Origin of the sequence: Flavobacterium branchiophilum FL-15 (assembly GCF_000253275.1) — a bacterium.
Taxonomy (GTDB): domain Bacteria; phylum Bacteroidota; class Bacteroidia; order Flavobacteriales; family Flavobacteriaceae; genus Flavobacterium; species Flavobacterium branchiophilum.
Genome location: NC_016001.1, coordinates 1706956 through 1723593, shown reverse-complemented (window position 1 = coordinate 1723593; position 16638 = coordinate 1706956). Strand labels below are relative to the sequence as shown.

General features: G+C 31.3%; 15 protein-coding genes. 9 read left to right on the top strand and 6 right to left on the bottom strand.

Annotated features, from left to right (window positions below; all coding sequences use genetic code 11):
- Nucleotides 1-21: 21 nt before the first annotated feature.
- The 6 genes from FBFL15_RS07425 to FBFL15_RS07400 form a co-directional block, all read right to left on the bottom strand.
- The gene (locus tag FBFL15_RS07425) at nt 22-786 is read right to left on the bottom strand and encodes a carboxypeptidase-like regulatory domain-containing protein (RefSeq protein ID WP_014083998.1); all 765 of its coding nucleotides are present in this window, start codon (nt 784-786) and stop codon (nt 22-24) included.
- 87 nt (nt 787-873) lie between these two features.
- Nucleotides 874-2763 carry a DEAD/DEAH box helicase gene (locus FBFL15_RS07420; RefSeq protein WP_014083997.1) on the bottom strand — a complete coding sequence of 630 codons (1890 nt, stop codon included), beginning with the start codon at nt 2761-2763 and terminating at the stop codon, nt 874-876.
- Nucleotides 2764-2932: 169 nt separating this feature from the next.
- Nucleotides 2933-3508 carry a non-canonical purine NTP diphosphatase gene (locus FBFL15_RS07415; RefSeq protein ID WP_044032491.1) on the bottom strand — a complete coding sequence of 192 codons (576 nt, stop codon included), beginning with the start codon at nt 3506-3508 and terminating at the stop codon, nt 2933-2935.
- A 90-nt stretch (nt 3509-3598) separates the two neighbouring features.
- Nucleotides 3599-3991 (bottom strand): inner membrane protein YiaA, encoded by a 393-nt coding sequence (yiaA, locus tag FBFL15_RS07410; protein WP_014083995.1) that lies wholly within the window; start codon nt 3989-3991, stop codon nt 3599-3601.
- A 215-nt stretch (nt 3992-4206) separates the two neighbouring features.
- Nucleotides 4207-4527 (bottom strand): DUF6787 family protein, encoded by a 321-nt coding sequence (locus tag FBFL15_RS07405; protein WP_014083994.1) that lies wholly within the window; start codon nt 4525-4527, stop codon nt 4207-4209.
- A 572-nt stretch (nt 4528-5099) separates the two neighbouring features.
- Nucleotides 5100-5660 carry a hypothetical protein gene (locus tag FBFL15_RS07400; RefSeq protein ID WP_014083993.1) on the bottom strand — a complete coding sequence of 187 codons (561 nt, stop codon included), beginning with the start codon at nt 5658-5660 and terminating at the stop codon, nt 5100-5102.
- 968 nt (nt 5661-6628) lie between these two features.
- Between FBFL15_RS07400 and FBFL15_RS15745 the strand changes: the two genes are divergently transcribed.
- From FBFL15_RS15745 to FBFL15_RS07360, 9 genes are all read left to right on the top strand, one after another.
- On the top strand, nt 6629-9523 hold the full coding sequence (locus FBFL15_RS15745; RefSeq protein WP_014083992.1) for a T9SS type A sorting domain-containing protein: 2895 nt from the start codon (nt 6629-6631) through the stop codon (nt 9521-9523).
- 285 nt (nt 9524-9808) lie between these two features.
- Nucleotides 9809-10285, top strand: coding sequence for a hypothetical protein (locus FBFL15_RS07390; protein ID WP_014083991.1), 477 nt, complete (start codon nt 9809-9811; stop codon nt 10283-10285).
- A 1012-nt stretch (nt 10286-11297) separates the two neighbouring features.
- Nucleotides 11298-12401, top strand: a complete 1104-nt coding sequence (locus tag FBFL15_RS07385) for a lipocalin family protein (RefSeq protein ID WP_014083990.1) — start codon at nt 11298-11300, stop codon at nt 12399-12401.
- 184 nt (nt 12402-12585) lie between these two features.
- Nucleotides 12586-13938 carry an RCC1 domain-containing protein gene (locus tag FBFL15_RS07380; protein ID WP_014083989.1) on the top strand — a complete coding sequence of 451 codons (1353 nt, stop codon included), beginning with the start codon at nt 12586-12588 and terminating at the stop codon, nt 13936-13938.
- Nucleotides 13939-14256: 318 nt separating this feature from the next.
- Entirely contained in the window at nt 14257-14634 is a 378-nt protein-coding gene (locus FBFL15_RS07375) for a VOC family protein (protein ID WP_014083988.1), read from the top strand.
- Between the two features lie 34 nt (nt 14635-14668).
- Entirely contained in the window at nt 14669-14818 is a 150-nt protein-coding gene (locus FBFL15_RS16495) for a hypothetical protein (protein ID WP_158309090.1), read from the top strand.
- The gene (locus tag FBFL15_RS16005) at nt 14787-15137 is read left to right on the top strand and encodes a GNAT family N-acetyltransferase (RefSeq protein ID WP_083839244.1); all 351 of its coding nucleotides are present in this window, start codon (nt 14787-14789) and stop codon (nt 15135-15137) included. The genes FBFL15_RS16495 and FBFL15_RS16005 overlap by 32 nt, the downstream gene beginning before the upstream one ends.
- Nucleotides 15138-15413: 276 nt before the next feature.
- Entirely contained in the window at nt 15414-15917 is a 504-nt protein-coding gene (locus FBFL15_RS07365; RefSeq protein WP_014083987.1) for a hypothetical protein, read from the top strand.
- Nucleotides 15898-16368 carry a hypothetical protein gene (locus tag FBFL15_RS07360; protein WP_014083986.1) on the top strand — a complete coding sequence of 157 codons (471 nt, stop codon included), beginning with the start codon at nt 15898-15900 and terminating at the stop codon, nt 16366-16368. Before FBFL15_RS07365 ends, FBFL15_RS07360 begins: the two co-directional genes overlap by 20 nt.
- The last annotated feature ends 270 nt before the right edge of the window (nt 16369-16638 follow it).

The window sequence follows — 16638 nt, the reverse complement described above, 5'->3', positions numbered from 1 at the left end:
ATTGCTAAAACTACAAGTTTTTTAATTTTTTTTCAAAATTTTATATTCTTCATAACAACCGCTAATGGCATCCATAATTTGCAAATCGTTTGCTGATTTTACAAAAGATTCAGAATAATTACAACGTTCTAAAATTTCGGCTATTTCTTTTTTGTCTATGCCCAACAAGGCTGCCAATGTTTCTCTGTCAAATCTTGATTCCAATACATTTCGTACGGTATCGTCTTTTCTCATTTCTTTGAGTTTGCGAAGTTCTTTGGGCTTATTGCCAAAAAAATTATAAAGCATGTCAGCGGGGTTAAACAAGGATCCCATTACTTTATTAAAAGCATTTGGAGCATACTGCCCACCTTCATAAGCCTGTGGAAGTCCAGAAATACTGTATCGGTAGTCTTCTCTAACGGGGATTAATTTGGAATCAATTTCTAAATATCCCGTCAAATTGTATTTCCTTACAATAACTTCTTCCAAGGCATACGATTTTGGAGTAAGTTGTATTTTTGTAATTTTATTTTTTACCCAGTCATTGGTAACTTTTACTTTCAAAGATTGAAATCCGATACAAGTAATGTGTAAGGTATCATTTACAGTGGCCTCTATTTCAAATAGTCCAAAACTACCCGAAACAGCACCTTTTACTTTGTTGATATTGATGATATTAACATTTGCTACGGGCAATGAATTGACACTATTGATAATGTTTCCCGATATTTTTTGGGCATTTTTATCTTGAGCTACAAGGGTTGTAGCAAAGAGTGCAAAAAAGAAAACTACAAAATATTTCATAAATTTAAATAAAACTCAAAAGTAATAAATAAACACGAAATAGTTTGTAGTTTGCTAGTATATTTACCAGAAAATTAACAAATAGTTTTAATCTCTTCTAGTACGTCTGGCTCTTGGAGTTGTTCCAAAACTTTCTGAACGTCTTGGAGCTCTTTCAGTTACAGTAGTTTCACGTCGGGAGCTGCTACCTCTTTCACTTCTAAAGCTGCCTTCTCTAGCGCCGCTTCTTTCGTTTCTAAAACCACCTTCTTTGGCCGCCCCTCTAAAACCGCTACCGCCCGAACGTCTTTCGCCTCCGCCATTACGGCTTCCACCAAATCCGCCAGCGCTGCGTCCGTTATGGTCACGTCTGCCTCCTCCGTCGTTTTTAGAAATTTCCACATTGATGCGTCTGCCTTCCAATTGTGTATTGTTCAAAACATCCATTACTCTATCTGTAAATTCAGCATCGGTGTTAAAGAATGAAAAACCTTCTTTTACATCCACTTTAAATACATCGTCTCTGCCAAGGTCTAATGTTTCTTTCAACCAATCTTTCAAAGTCATCCAATCAAAATTATCTCTCGATCCGATGTTTACAAAATAACGAACTGCACCGTTTGTATTGGTTTCTCTAGTGCCTCTTTCTTCTCTATTACGGTCGTTACCTGCTGATTGTGTAGATAAATCTTTGGTTTTTTTGTAATAATTAATAAAACGATTAAATTCTACAGAAACCATTTTTTTAATCAAATCTTCTTTAGACAAACCTTCCAAAACAGTGTTGATAGCTGGCAAATAATTGTCTATTTCATGATCTACTTCGGTGTCTTTTATTTTGTTTGCTAAATGCAACAATTGTATTTCGCAAATTTCAATTCCAGATGGGATGCTTTTTTCCTCAAACTTTTGTTTGATAATTCTTTCAATAGAAGCAATTTTTCGTAATTCACTTTTGGTAACTATTACAATAGAGGTACCTAGTTTTCCTGCTCTTCCTGTTCTACCAGAACGGTGGTTGTAGGTTTCAATTTCGTCTGGAAGTTGGTAATTTACAACGTGTGTTACATTGTCCACATCTATGCCTCTTGCGGCAACATCTGTTGCAACAAGCATTTGAATTTGTCGGCCTCTAAACGATTTCATAACAGAGTCACGTTGGGCTTGCGACAAATCGCCATGAAGGGCTGCGGCGTTGTATCCGTCTTCAATCAATTTTTCGGCAACTTGTTGGGTATCTCTTTTGGTTCTACAAAAAACTACCGAAAAAATATCTGGATTACAATCGGCTAATCTTTTTAGTGCTTCATAACGGTCTCTGGCATTGACAAGGTAAAACTCATGTGAAACCGTGGCCGAACCAGAATTTTTGGTTCCAACAGTAATTTCAAGTGGATTGTGCATAAACTGTTTTGCAATTCGGGCTACCTCTTGTGGCATCGTTGCCGAAAACAACCATGTACTTTTTTCGTCGGGCGATGTCGAAAGGATGTTTACAATATCTTCATAAAATCCCATGTTCAACATTTCGTCTGCTTCGTCCAAAACACAATAATTAATTTGAGAAATGTTTACCAATCCTCTATTAATCATGTCTTGCATACGGCCAGGTGTAGCTACAATAATTTGTGCCCCTCTTTTTATTTCTCTGGCTTGTTCTGTAATGCTGGCTCCTCCATAAATGGCTACGGCATTTATACCTTTTTCGTATTTGGCGTAGTTTTTAATTTCGTTTGTAATTTGCAAACATAATTCTCGTGTCGGTGATAAAATCAATGCTTGTGTATTTCTGTTGTTGGCATCAATTTTTTGAATCAGCGGAAAACCAAAAGCTGCCGTTTTCCCTGTCCCTGTTTGAGCCAACGCAACTAAATCTGTGTCTTTTTCCAATAATAGGGGAATCGCCTTTTCCTGCACTTCGGTCGGATTTTCAAATCCTAGATCGATAATCGCACGTTGTAGCGATTCACTCAATCCTAATTGTTCAAATTTATTCATTATATGTATTTAAAATAGGTCGCAAAGGTACATCGAATTTTTGTTAATAACTAATGCTTTTTCTTTATTTATTTTATAATTATAAATTGACTATCAATTATTTAGCTTTTTTGAAATAAATTGTCGCTTGCTATTTGTTGTTTTTTTTAGGAACACCTGCTCGTTTTTGTTACATTTTTTGCAAAAATGCTACCAATTGTTCCACCGCTTTTCCTCGATGACTTATTTCAGATTTTTCTTTCATAGTCATTTCAGCAAATGTTTTATCGTATCCTGCTGCCTTAAAAATGGGATCATAACCAAACCCCTGATTACCTTTTGGAGTTAGCGCTATATTGCCTTTTACAATTCCTGTAAACAAATGTTGTAACCCATTTAAATTCAAACAAATAACAGTTTTAAATTGGGCCGCTCGGTGGGTTTCTTGGGCCATATTTTCCAATACTTTTTCTAAATTTGCCTTGTCATTTTTAGGTTCGCCCGCATACCTTGCCGAAAAAACACCTGGAGCTCCGTTCAAAGCCTCAATTTCTAGGCCTGTATCATCTGCAAAACAAGGGTAACCATATTTTTCTGTTACATAATTGGCTTTCAATTGGGCATTGCCGGCTATGGTAGTGGCAGTTTCGGGTATGTCCTCCAAACAATTGATGGCTTGCAAACTTAAAATCTCAACAAATTCTGGCACTAATTGTTGTATTTCCTCAATTTTGTGAGCATTATTTGAGGCAAATACGAGTTTTATTTTATCCATTTTTTTTCATTTTTATTACAAAAAAAATACTTAAAATTAATATTACAATTAATTTTAAGTATTATCTAGCTTGTCAATCATTTATTTCTCTGAAGCCAAATTATCTCTTGTGTTTTTCTGCACGGCAATAGCTCCAAAAATAGCCAACAAAAAGGCAAAGGCATAAAATCCTTTTTCGCTAGGCAAAATCGTGGCATTCCACAACCCAATGGCCAACAACGCAATAGACAAAATGGAGCCAAACCAGCAAATGCCATAATAAATATCCGTTATCACAATGCCCTCCAGTCGGTCTCTAACACTTTTTTGCAACGATACTACCGAAAACAAACCAAACATTAATACTGTAAAATAATAGCCTTTTTCGTTTAGCAACATGTCGGCCCGCATCAAACCTACTAAATATCCTATAATTCCAGCACCCATAGCAATCCAAGAGGCAATAATAAATGCCGTTGATGTTTTTTGATTCATAATTTTGTTAATTTTTACTTAAAAATAATTGGTTTAAACTCGTTTTTATACTACTTTTCAATTGTTAATTTAAAATTTTAATGCAAGGTAATGTTTTTTAAATACAAAACAAAAAATACTCCTCAAATTATCGCATTTTTTTAATAAAAACTACTATCGTATCATTTTAATGATTTTATTGTAAGACAAATATTTCATTATACCAACCACAAAATTTATTTCCTATTAAAAAAAATCCATTTTCTGATGCCTTTTTTATATTGTTCCAACATTTTATTAGCTATTGGATTAAAAAAAGACGATTGCCCAAAAACAAAGCCCACCACTTTCAACAAATAAGGATAAAATGGCAAAACAATCAAAAACAACACCACATAATACAACACAGCCGGCAATTCCTTGATAGACAACCCCAATCGATCCAAAACAAACAAGGCAATTTTGGCAGACAACGAACCATTTATTGCAAATACCAATACAATTATGGCCAATTGAACATTAGACCGAATCCGCCATTTTTGTTTAAACTTTTCCATGATTTTTTATAAAGTTAAAGCAAATACATTACCTATACACTGCTAAAAAACTATATTTTTATAAAATAATACCTTACGTTATTGCAATAAATCACTATTAATTATCACGACCATTGGTCAAAAATCAATACTAATACACAAATGCAGCACAAAGATAATCATAATTGATTAAATAAACTAAACAACAAAAGTAATAGAAATTTCCTTAACAAAAAAACCATTCTAACAATAGAATGGTTTTTATTTAAAATGATAGCACACAAAAAATTTAAAATTAACAAAATCCAAACAAAAAAAGCTGCTATTTAATATATCAAAGGTTAATTTTTTAAATTATGCCTATAAAAAAGAATACCAGCTAAAGGTACAAAATCATATAATTTATAAACATGTAATATCATGTATTTTAGCTAAAATGTAAAACTCCCAATAGCGTACGTTATCTACATGATTATTAATCTTTTATGCAAAATTCCGAGTGTAAATAGCTATATATTCCCCTCTTGGTTTTACAATCAAACAGCAATTTCAGGACATTTTTAGGAGAATTTAGGCATTAATTGTAAAAAAAATTACGATTTACCAAACAAACCACCCAACATACCACCAAGACCACCTTGTTTAGTAGCAGCAGCCAAAGCATCGCTCATATCCACCTTGCCATCGCCATTTTGATCCAATCCAAACTGACCACCAAACTTCGATACCACGTCCATAATGCCACCACTATTACCGCCCGAAATGGCCCCAATAACATCCGTAATCTGAATACCCGCATTATTCGGATCTTTTGCCCCGCCAATCAAAGAACCCAAAACTTTTGGAATCAAGCTAGCCGCCACACCCGATGCAGCCTCAGACCCCAAACCAAATTTCTGACCCAAACTGCCCGACAACTGTTCCGTAAGCATTTTTACAACAGGGTTCGATGTGTCGCCAGCACTATTGCCATTAAACAACCCCCCAATCAACTCGGCCCCATTACCCTGAGTAGCAATTTTTTTCAAACCATCAAGTATAGATGAGCTGGCCTCGCCCAAAACGGCCTCATTGTGTTCATTAGGCACCGCAGCATTATTCACCACAGCATCGCCACCAAATTGTTTCACTAATTCTGTTAATTGTTCAAACATCTTATTATGATTTATTTATTATTAATGTTTCAAAAATACAATTTATTTTCAATAAACAAAAAAAAATACAAAAAATTTCAAACCAATACCTACTACCCCACCAAAAGCCACTTCATCCATAAAAACACTAACCATTTGGGCATGCCGCCAAAAAAAGAAAGCCCCCACGCCCCAAACCCTTCAGGCGGGGCTTCCTTTTTTTGCCGTCGGGCTATCACGAGCACATGGTGCCTTGCTCTATCCCTCATGCGGGCAACCCCCAACAGACAGTCCCCACTCACCAAAGATATTTTCAAACTTCTTTTTTTTCGTTCTCCCACTTCTAATTTCTTGCTTCTAATTTCTTGCTTCTAATTTCTTGTTTCTATCTTCTTGCTTCTAATTTCTAACCTCGTACCTCTAACTTCGTACCTCTAACCTCGTACCTCTAACCTCGTACCTCTAACCTCTAACTTCGTACCTCTAACATCCCTCATGGTATTGGAACAAAAAAATGTAAAAATAGTTTTCAGAAATAAAAAAATGTTTATGTTTGCAATGGATATAAGAGTGATAAAAACAAAAGTAAATTTTACATTTAAAATAAATTAAAGTTAGCAAACCATTTTTAACAAACCCTATTCAAGCAGCTTTTTTTTCAAAAACAAGATGACCTACAAAAAATGTAGCGACCTTTCATCCATAGCCCAAGGGCGACCTTCAGTTAGACTCCACAAGAGTAACCCTGAACATACAGCAACAAACTGCTGGCACAATTTTGAAAAAAATAAGTTGTAATGATACGTTTGTTTTACGATAAATTATATTATTGTATTTTTTTTAATAAAAAAAGTTGCAAAGTATTTTTTTGTTTGTACTTTTGGAAAGTAGATATATTATGTTAAAAACGCAATAACTTTCGTATATCTACTAGTTGGCAGACATTATTGACGACCAGAACCCGAAACAAAATTTTAACATAATAACAAATGAAAGCAAAAATCTTTTTTATAATTTTAGTTTTTACAACTTTTTGTAAAGCTCAAGTAGTTAACATACCTGATAATAATTTAAAAACTGCATTATTAAATCATATTCCTGTAATTGATTTAAATTCAAATGGTCAAATAGAAACATCCGAAGCCCAGTTAATAACGGATGAATTAATTTTAAATAATAAATCTATAACAAATAGTACTGGTATTGAGGCTTTTATAAATGTTAAAAAAATTAATTTGTCTACTAATAGTCTTGCTTCAACAGAAAGTTCACCATTAGTTTTTAATACTCAATTATTGCTTGAAGAGCTTGATTTATCTAATAATAATCAAATTCTTGCTATCAATTGTAACCAAATTATTCCATTAAAAAAATTGTTTTTAGACAGAGATGTTTCAAGCGTACTTCTAAATTCTCAAACGCAATTAATTGAATTAAAATGTGCTTCTGCAACCTTTCAATCTTTGAGTGCGTTTAATAAAGCACTACTTCAAAAACTAAATATTTATATAATTGAAACAGATTATCCAAATTTGCCATTAGGTACATTAAATAATTTGACAGAAATATATTTAGATAGCTATATTAATGGAGTAGTTCTAAACACTTTTACAGGCACAATACCAAATTTATATAAAATTTCTTTTAATAATATTTCAATATCAAGTTCAATTAGTTTTTCCTTTTTAAATAATGTAAGAGAATTTAGTTTGGGTGGATCTTGTGATTATGACTATTTATATAACAAATTATATACACTAACCAATTTGAAAAAGTTAACACTAAATTCTAATTGGAGTTTTAGTCCAAGTTTTCCAGGTAATTTATTAAATTTTTCAAGCAATCCGCAGTTGGAATATATATACATTTACCTAAGTGCTTCAACAGGTGATTATCTTCCCATTAATCTGGCAAGTAATGTAAATCTTAAACATTTAGAACTTTATAGTTACAATTCTAGTTCTATTTCTTTAAACAACAATGTTTTATTAGAGAATTTAGTATTGCAGTCTAGCCATCAAACCAGTCCAATAAATTTAACAAATAATGTAAACCTCAAAAAATTGACTCTCCGTGGAATTACATTATCAACTATTCCTGCTCCTTACATTATAAATTTATCTCAAAATCAGTTATTAGAAGAAGTGACTATTTATGATGACTATTTAAATAATATAAATTTTGGAAATGTAAATACTATCACTAAATTAAATATTTTAGAATCAAAACTTGAAACAATAAATCTAACTTCTTTTTCTAGTTTAATAGATCTAAACTTTAATTCAATTAAAGATATTTTAGAAATAGATTTGAATAATAGTATTAATCTTGATAGTGTGACGATAAAACTTGCCACTTCATCTGGAAATAATATCTATCCGTCTAATTTTGTGAAACTTAAAAACGGTTCAACAGAATCCTTAGTCGATATTCAAAAATATAATTCCAATTTAAAATTATGTATAGACGAGAATGATACTACAACCAATTGGATTTTAACTGGGGATGCATCTAGTAATTTTTTCAGTACTTATTGTAATTTCACTCCTGGTGGTGTTTATAATACAATTTCAGGAAAAATAAGACTCGACCTGAATTCTAATGGTTGCGATATTAATGATGTTACTGTTAATAATATTAAAGTAGTAATTGATGACACAATAGAAACGGGATATACTTTTACAAACTCTAATGGTGAATATGAATTTTACACCCAAAGTAATAGCGTAACTATTACTCCATATCCAAACATAAATTATTTTATTCAATCGCCTCAATTTGCTTCAGTTAATTTTTTAAATCAAGTACAGCAACAAGATTTTTGTGTTATTTCTAACGGTATCCATAATGATTTAGAGATAAGTATCATACCTCTAACTCCTGCAAGACCTGGTTTTGATTCAAAATATAAAATTATATATAGGAATAATGGTAACCAAATTCAATCAGGAACTACAAATTTATCATATGATAATAATGTATTAGATTTTGTGTCAACCACTCTAGCACTTGATAGTCAGTCTACAAATTTATTAACTTGGAGTTTTTTAAACTTATTACCATTTGAAAGTAGAGAAATTGAAGTCATTTTTAATCTTAACTCTCCATTGGAAACTCCTCCATTAAATAGTGGAAATGTTTTAACTTATTCTGCTTCAATTTTGGGATTAACTGATGAAAATCCAATTGACAATCAAGTAATTTTAAATCAAACAGTGGTAAATTCATTCGATCCAAATGATAAAACTTGTATAGAAGGAACAACCATTACACAAAATATGGTCGGTGAATATGTTCATTACTTAATACGATTTGAAAATACTGGAACTTTTGCAGCAGAAAATATTGTTGTAAAAGACATTATCGATCAATCAAAATTTGAAATAAATTCGCTACAACCAATTTCCTCTAGTCATCCTTTAAAAGTTAGAGCAGTAAATAACAGCATTGAATTTATTTTTCAAAACATAAATCTTCCATTTGATGATGCTAACAATGATGGTTATGTAGCGTTTAAAATTAAAACAAAACTAAATTTAGTTGTTGGAAATACTTTTAGCAATTCAGCAAATATCTATTTTGATTATAATTTCCCAATAGTTACAAATAATTATACAACAACAATTCAAAACACATTGGGTTTACAAGAAAATGATTTTATTAATAACATTTCTGTATATCCAAACCCTGTAAAAAATATTTTAAATTTCAAAACAGAACATAATGTTTCAAAAGTTGAAGTTTACGATATTGCAGGAAGAATTTTAAGTTCAAATTCGATTTCTGAAAATAAAATTGATTTGAGCGAACTAAAAACAGGTAATTATATTCTTAAACTTTTTACTGAAAAAGGAATAATGAACACTAAAATAATGAAAGAATAACGATCTGCCAACAGCAGTTTGCAAAAATGGCGGGTTTTGGGCTTAATTTAAAGTTGGTTTTGTACTTGCAAAGTCAGCCTTTAACCGAAAGTTTAGGCTTCCTTAATCGGCCACTTCTGCAAGCTGCGAAACGTCAGACTGTGAAAAAACTCAAAATGAGTCTTTGAGAATTGGCTGTATGGAATTTTTCTCCGGCAGGTATCCGAATTCTTTCTCTTTTTGAGTTGGTTTTTTCACAGACTGCCGTTAGCTGCCATTTAAGGAAAACTGCTAAAAAAAGAGCTTATGAATCAATATTTATTCGAAAATAACCAATTGAAACTTAAGGTTTCTAAAACACCATTTTTAATACGTTTAGTTCTATTCATAATTACATTTCTATGCTTTGCATTACCATTATTTGGAATATTTTTTAATGTGGTTGAAGGAAACGGAATTAAGTTTGGCGGAATTTTAGCATTCGGAATATTTTGTTTGATAGGTTTTTATTTATTGCGTATAAGTTTATGGAATAGTCATGGAGAAGAAACAATTCAATTCAATGATAATGAAATAATTTACGTTGCTGATTACGGATGGTTTAAAGATGGAAAAAAAACTCTTGATAAAAATGAAATAACATATTCAATAAAGCCTGTTGGATATGAAGAAGAGAACTATGGAATTCTTGTAATCTCAAATGGAAAATCAGAAATTGAATCAGTCGTGAAAATGCCTAAACAGAATCTTGAAAAACTAATAAGTAGAATAAACGGCAGCTAACAGCCGTTTCTCGCAATTGCAAATTTTGTGGTAAGTTCACGTTCACGTTTCGCAAGAATTTTTATCTTTAGCGGAAAATAATTCGTTCCGAAGTTCGCAACTGACGAGAAGCGGCGGAACGTGTGTGACTTGAACAACAACGCAGTTGTTGATGCTTTAAAACAGATGAGAGTAGGTCTCTCAGTGACGACTTTCAGGAGTAGTTACTACTTGAGCGAAGCGGATGCACGGATACCAAAAAAACATTAAAAAATAATCCGTAAACCACTTTGTGCTGCATTATCTAGGAAACTATGGTGTGGTGAGCGACAAAGAAAAACGGCAACAAGATTGCTGTAGGTGTGTTTATGTGAGTTGAACATGTCCAAGAAATTATGTGTAAAAACACATTATTTAGAAGGAGGCGAGCGTAGCTCTGAACCAATGATGAAGCCTCGTAAGCGCAAAAGACGATGTCAAAAATAGGTAGTTACGTTTGTACCTATGATAGAGTGTATTGGAAACCTGATTACTGAATACACGACATCCGGGGTTAAGTTGGCAAGACGCATCAATAGGCTGTTTTAAGGAACAAGTGAACTCTATATCGTTCTGCCAAATCGCAAGAGGAAACAGACAACAAAGGATGTGGTTGAGATATAGGGGGCAGACCTAGTCGTAGTAGTGATGAAGTTTCTGTAATGGAAATGGAGCAAAGGACTAGGCATAGTAAGTTTTACTAACAATTAACAACCAGAAATGGGATGATTGATTATTACGAAACAAAATCACAGCCAATAACTAATTTATTTTTCATTGGTTATAGGTATATCCATAAATATAATTATATTTGTGTGATTTAATACTATGAAGAGCCGTGTGAAGGGAGACTTTGACTACGTCGAATTTCATTTCAAGCACGGTTCCGTGAGAACGTAGGGGTGAAATTCCCCTGCGTGACTCGATTAGCAGAGATTTTTTACAAACAACACAATAATAATTTTAACAAACAACTAATTTTAATTTAATATTTATGCGACAATTTATCATCATTTCATTATTACTTATTTGTAATACAATTTTTTCTCAAAATGAAAATAAAGAACTAACAGGAAAATGGGTTTACTTAAGTTTCAACACAGAGGGTTTATCAAAGAAAATTCAAAAATCTTTAAATGAATCAAATTCTTTATTCGAAAATTTATTTATGATTTTCAACAATGATATGACAGCTGAACAAAGTGTTAATTCTGGTGAAACATTTCAAATGAACTATAAAATAGAAAATAATAAAATATTTTTTCTATTAGAAAATGGTCAAAAACAATCATTTAACTTTAGATTTAAAAACAATAATCTTTATATAAAAAATGGTGATTTTGAGCAAATTTACACAAAAGATAAAACATATACTCCAAAATTAATAAACAAACAAAACGAAATATCAAATAACAATTTATTTGGTAAATGGATTTTTAGTGATTTTAAAAAAGAAGGATTATCAAAACAACAAATTAACGATTTGAATGAAATGAAACCTATGTTTCAAGACAGTTATATTGTTTATAGAAATGATTATTCATATAGTCAAGTAAACGCAAAAGGAAAAGAAGTAAAAGGCAGTTTTACCCTTGAAAAAGATAAAGTAAACCTAACTTTAAATAATGGTAACAAAAGTACTGATAATTATAAATTGAATGGTGATGAATTGGTCATTTTTGATAATGATTTTGCAATGATTTTTAAACGTGATAAATCATTTATAGATAAAAAAAATACTACTGAAGAGAAAAAAGTTTCTATTAAAACAACATCAATTACAGAAAGTGATTTAATTGGTAAATGGTATATTACAGAGTTTATTAAACCAAACAGAAGTAAAGAACAATTAGCGTTATTAAAGAGTATGGTTGAAGGTAGTAATTTTGTTTTTAAAGTTAAAAACAATTATGATGTTGAAATGATGAAAATTAAAGAAAAAGGAAAATGGCAATTAAGTGAAAAAGGCGATGAATTAACTCTAATTAAGCAAGATAAATCTGAAACTTTATATAAAATTATTTCACTTGAAAATAATGAATTATTATTAAATTTAGGAGTTAGCGAAGAACAACTTAAATTATCTAAGAAAAAATAGTAAAACCTTTGCTAACAGCATATTTAAGAAATGGCGGGTTTAGTGCTAAAAAGAAGCTTTTGTGCATCAAATAAAGTTAAGTGATAAAATGAAAAATCCGTTTTCAAAAGCCGCCACTTCATAAATATGCAAAACGTTGGCAGAAACCTTAAAATAACAACCTTAAATTAATATCCAAAAAATTATGAAACAAAATTTTAAAATTAAAATAAAACTGGTAATAATCATTTTTCTTTTTCTTTCAAGTATAAATATATACTCCCAGTGTTGGAACAAAGTTGATGGTGGTCATTGGAATTCTTTTGGAATAAAAAATGATGGAACTCTATGGGGTTGGGGGCAAAACGATGGAAGGCTTCAAACAACATCTAGTGTTCCAATTCAAATTGGTAGCAACACAAATTGGTCAAATATCTCAAGTTCATATTGGTACACACTTTTACAAAAATCAGATGGATCTTTATGGGGCTGGGGTGATGATCCGTTTTCAAGTGATGGACCTAACTATGGTTCTACACCAATACAAATTGGAACATCAATTGATTGGGTAAATTTTATAGCTGCTCAATATCATTTTCTAGCAATAAAATCAAATGGAACACTTTGGACTTGGGGAGTGAATCAATATGGACAACTTGGAGATGGTACTAATGTAAATAAAAACTCACCAATACAAATAGGTACATCTACAAACTGGACTCAAATATCAGGAGGAGATAGACATTCATTAGCAATTAAATCTGATGGAACTTTATGGGCGTGGGGTGCAAATGATTTTGCTCAACTTGGTGATGGCACCACAACTGCAAAAAACTTCCCCATTCAAATTGGCACAGCAAATAATTGGGCTAAAGTTGAAGCTGGAGAATTATGCTCTTTTGCAATTAAAACTGATGGAACATTATGGGCTTGGGGTTATAATTATTTTAGTCAATTAGGAAATGGAAACAGTCAAACTTTAGTAGTTCCTACACAAATTGGAACTTCAACTAATTGGGTTAAAGTGATTTCTGGTCATTCTCATACGTTAGCTATTAACAATAATGGAAAATTATACTCTTGGGGTTCTAATAATTGGGGGCAGTTAGGTGGTGGTGGAAACACTATTAATGCTGTTAATAATGAGACAGATTGGAATAAAATTAGTGTTGGTTATACACATTCTTTAGTATTAAAAAGCGATAACTCACTTTGGGTATTTGGAGAAAATTACTATGGTCAATTAGGTAATGGAATAACAATAGATTTATGGAATCCCACTGCTATAAGTTGCCCAACATCTTTATCCGTTGAAGATTTATATAATAGTCAACTTAAAATTTATCCAAATCCAACTAACAACATAATTAATATTGAAAATAATAAATATCAAATAGATAGAATAGAATTATATGATGTTACAGGTAGACTAATAATAACAGAAATAGTAAATAAAAATAATTTTATTTTAAACATTTCAGATTTACAGAAAGCAACATTTATTTTAAAAATTCATACAGACAAGAAAACTCAAATTGTAAAAATAATTAAAAATTGATAAAAAGGCTATCTGCCAACCGCATATTTATGAAATGGCGGGTTTAGTGCTAAAAAGAAACTTTGTGCATCAAAAAAAGTTAAGTGCTAAAATGAAAAATCCGTTTTCAAAAGTCGCCACTTCATAAATATGCAAAACGTTATCTGTTATTCCCCCTAGACTCACGCCCTGACCCCTTAAGCTAACGGTACGAAAGCGAAAAAATTAAGAGGAATAATATATAATAATTATTGTAAATAATTGATTTACAATACATTAATAAAACGTTAGTTAGAATTTTGAAAACCGAAACTGTTAAATAAAAGAAAGTAACCAAGTATGAACTTAAATCAAATTACGATTCCTTCTATAGACCTCGAAAAGTCCATTCCATTTTATCAAACACTTGGACTGAAACTAATTGTAAAATCGTTACCTCATTATGCAAGATTTGAATGTCCTGATGGAACTTCAACATTTTCAATACAACAAGTAGAACAACTAACAACAGGAAACGGAATACACATTTATTTTGAATGTGACAATCTTGATAATTATGTTAGCGAACTATTAGAAAAGGGAATTGAATTTGAAGAAATGCCAAACGACAAAAATTGGTTATGGCGTGAAGCACATTTAAAAGACATTGACAGCAACCATTTGATTTTATATTATGCAGGTGAAAATAGATTAAATCCACCTTGGAAATTGAAATAATATGAAGACGGGTAACAAAATAATTGTATAAAAAATGGATATACTTAAAGCGGAGGCTTCTGACAATGAGTTATTGACTTTGATCACAAAAAAGTCAAAAGCTTTTTGGGGATTTTCGGAAGATGTTTTGAAAGAATGGGAACATTTATTGACTGTTACAAAAGACTATATTAAAAAAAAATAAAGTATATAAACTTGTTAAAAACGAACAAATTATCGGATATTATTCCTACTTCTCTACTGACGAAAACATAATTAAACTTGATAATATTTTTATTCTTCCGGAGTTTATTGGAAAAGGATTTGGTAAAATCCTAATGAATGACTTTTTACAAAATATAAAACAATTAGGTATAACAAAAGTAACTCTTGATGCAGAACCAAATGCTGAAAATTTTTATAAAAATTTTGGCTTTGAGACAATTGGAAAACTTGAAAGTTCAATAAAAGACAGATATTTACCGATAATGGAATTAAGAATTAATAATAAAAACAACAGCTAACAGCAGTTTGCAGAAATGGCGGGTTTTGGGCTTAATTTAAAGTTGGTTTTGTACTTGCAAAGTAAGTGAAAAACCGAAAGTTTAGGCTTCCTTAATCCGCCACTTCTGCAAGCTGCGCCACTTCAAACTGTGAAAAAACTCAAAATGAGTCTTTGAGAATTGGCTGTATTGAATTTTTCTCCGATAGGTATCCGAATTCTTTCTCTTTTTGAGTTTGTTTTTTCACAGACTGACGTTATAGGCAAGCTTTCACCAAGATTGAGTTTAAAAACCAAAATGAAAAAAAGAACTATTATATTATTTCTAATTATCTTAAGTGTTTACAGCTGTAAACCAAAAGAAAATATTGTAAAAAATGTAACTTGTGGTGGAAATTTGAAAGTAGAATATGAATGGTTAGATCTTGATAAAGAAGACAAAAATCACATAGTTGCTAATAAATATTTTAAAGGTGGTTTTACAATTTATTTCGTGTCTGAATATGATGATTTGTTTAAACTATACGTTAACAATGAATTCATCATCAAAAAGGAAATTAGCAGAACAGAAGATGACGAAATATTTAATTCTGGCTTTTCATTTGGAAAAGCAGAAGATTCAATTCCAATTTTTAAAGTTGAGTCAATTAATAAAAAAAGTTGTTTTGATGTAAAACTCAATAGAAAATATCCAATACTTTATGTTTGGTTAGCCGATAATGGAAAATGGACAATTCGCTTCTCAAACTTTATTCATTCAGATAATTTAAAAGCTTGCGTAAATGAAGAAAAAACATATTAATTTACTCGTATTTATTTTATCAATAATCTTGTTTTTTGCAATCGGAGTTTTGTTAGAACCAGATTATAGAATTTTAACTCGAAAGTCAATAAAATATCTTTCCCTATTCAAAATAGAATATTATGGTGGAAAAGAATTTTGGATTCTTCCTAACAATGTAGCTTTGATTTTGACTTTAATTCCAATAAGTTTTTTTGTATTAAGCAGAAAATTAGTAAAACTCAAGTTGGCAATTTTCTACGTAATAAGTATTGTTTTCTTTTATTGTTTATACTGTTATTTGGAAACTGAATTCATTAAAATAACTGTTACCAATCCAACTTATATAAATGGAGCATTGATGTATCATTCGAACAACATAAATTACAACAAAATACTAATTGCGACAATTATTTCGACATTTGTTAGCGGTATAGTAATTGGAAAGTTAGCAAAAAAAGCCAGCCTATAACAGCGGTTTTAAGAAATTGGGGGTTTCGGGCTTAATTTAAAGTTTGTTTTGTACTTTTGGAGTTCGGTGTTTAATCGAAAGTTTTGGGTTTACAAATCCCCAACTTCATAAATATGCAAAACGTCAGACTGTGAAAAAACTCAAAATGAGTCTTTGAGAATTGGCTGTATGGAATTTTTCTCCTACAGGTATCCGAATTCTTTCTCTTTTTGAGTTTGTTTTTTCACAGACTGACGTTAGCCGTCATTCCCCCTAGACTATCGCCCTGAC

What these genes read in the sequence shown, in the direction of transcription:
- FBFL15_RS07405 (WP_014083994.1), bottom strand. Translation starts at nt 4,527, where the DNA reads ATGGAAAAGTTTAAACAAAAATGGCGGATTCGGTCTAATGTTCAATTG.
- FBFL15_RS16495 (WP_158309090.1), top strand. Translation starts at nt 14,669, where the DNA reads ATGGATATACTTAAAGCGGAGGCTTCTGACAATGAGTTATTGACTTTG.
- FBFL15_RS15745 (WP_014083992.1), top strand. Translation starts at nt 6,629, where the DNA reads ATGAAAGCAAAAATCTTTTTTATAATTTTAGTTTTTACAACTTTTTGT.
- FBFL15_RS07400 (WP_014083993.1), bottom strand. Translation starts at nt 5,660, where the DNA reads ATGTTTGAACAATTAACAGAATTAGTGAAACAATTTGGTGGCGATGCT.
- FBFL15_RS07360 (WP_014083986.1), top strand. Translation starts at nt 15,898, where the DNA reads ATGAAGAAAAAACATATTAATTTACTCGTATTTATTTTATCAATAATC.
- FBFL15_RS07380 (WP_014083989.1), top strand. Translation starts at nt 12,586, where the DNA reads ATGAAACAAAATTTTAAAATTAAAATAAAACTGGTAATAATCATTTTT.
- FBFL15_RS07365 (WP_014083987.1), top strand. Translation starts at nt 15,414, where the DNA reads ATGAAAAAAAGAACTATTATATTATTTCTAATTATCTTAAGTGTTTAC.
- FBFL15_RS07390 (WP_014083991.1), top strand. Translation starts at nt 9,809, where the DNA reads ATGAATCAATATTTATTCGAAAATAACCAATTGAAACTTAAGGTTTCT.
- FBFL15_RS07385 (WP_014083990.1), top strand. Translation starts at nt 11,298, where the DNA reads ATGCGACAATTTATCATCATTTCATTATTACTTATTTGTAATACAATT.
- FBFL15_RS07425 (WP_014083998.1), bottom strand. Translation starts at nt 786, where the DNA reads ATGAAATATTTTGTAGTTTTCTTTTTTGCACTCTTTGCTACAACCCTT.
- FBFL15_RS07420 (WP_014083997.1), bottom strand. Translation starts at nt 2,763, where the DNA reads ATGAATAAATTTGAACAATTAGGATTGAGTGAATCGCTACAACGTGCG.
- yiaA (WP_014083995.1), bottom strand. Translation starts at nt 3,991, where the DNA reads ATGAATCAAAAAACATCAACGGCATTTATTATTGCCTCTTGGATTGCT.
- FBFL15_RS07375 (WP_014083988.1), top strand. Translation starts at nt 14,257, where the DNA reads ATGAACTTAAATCAAATTACGATTCCTTCTATAGACCTCGAAAAGTCC.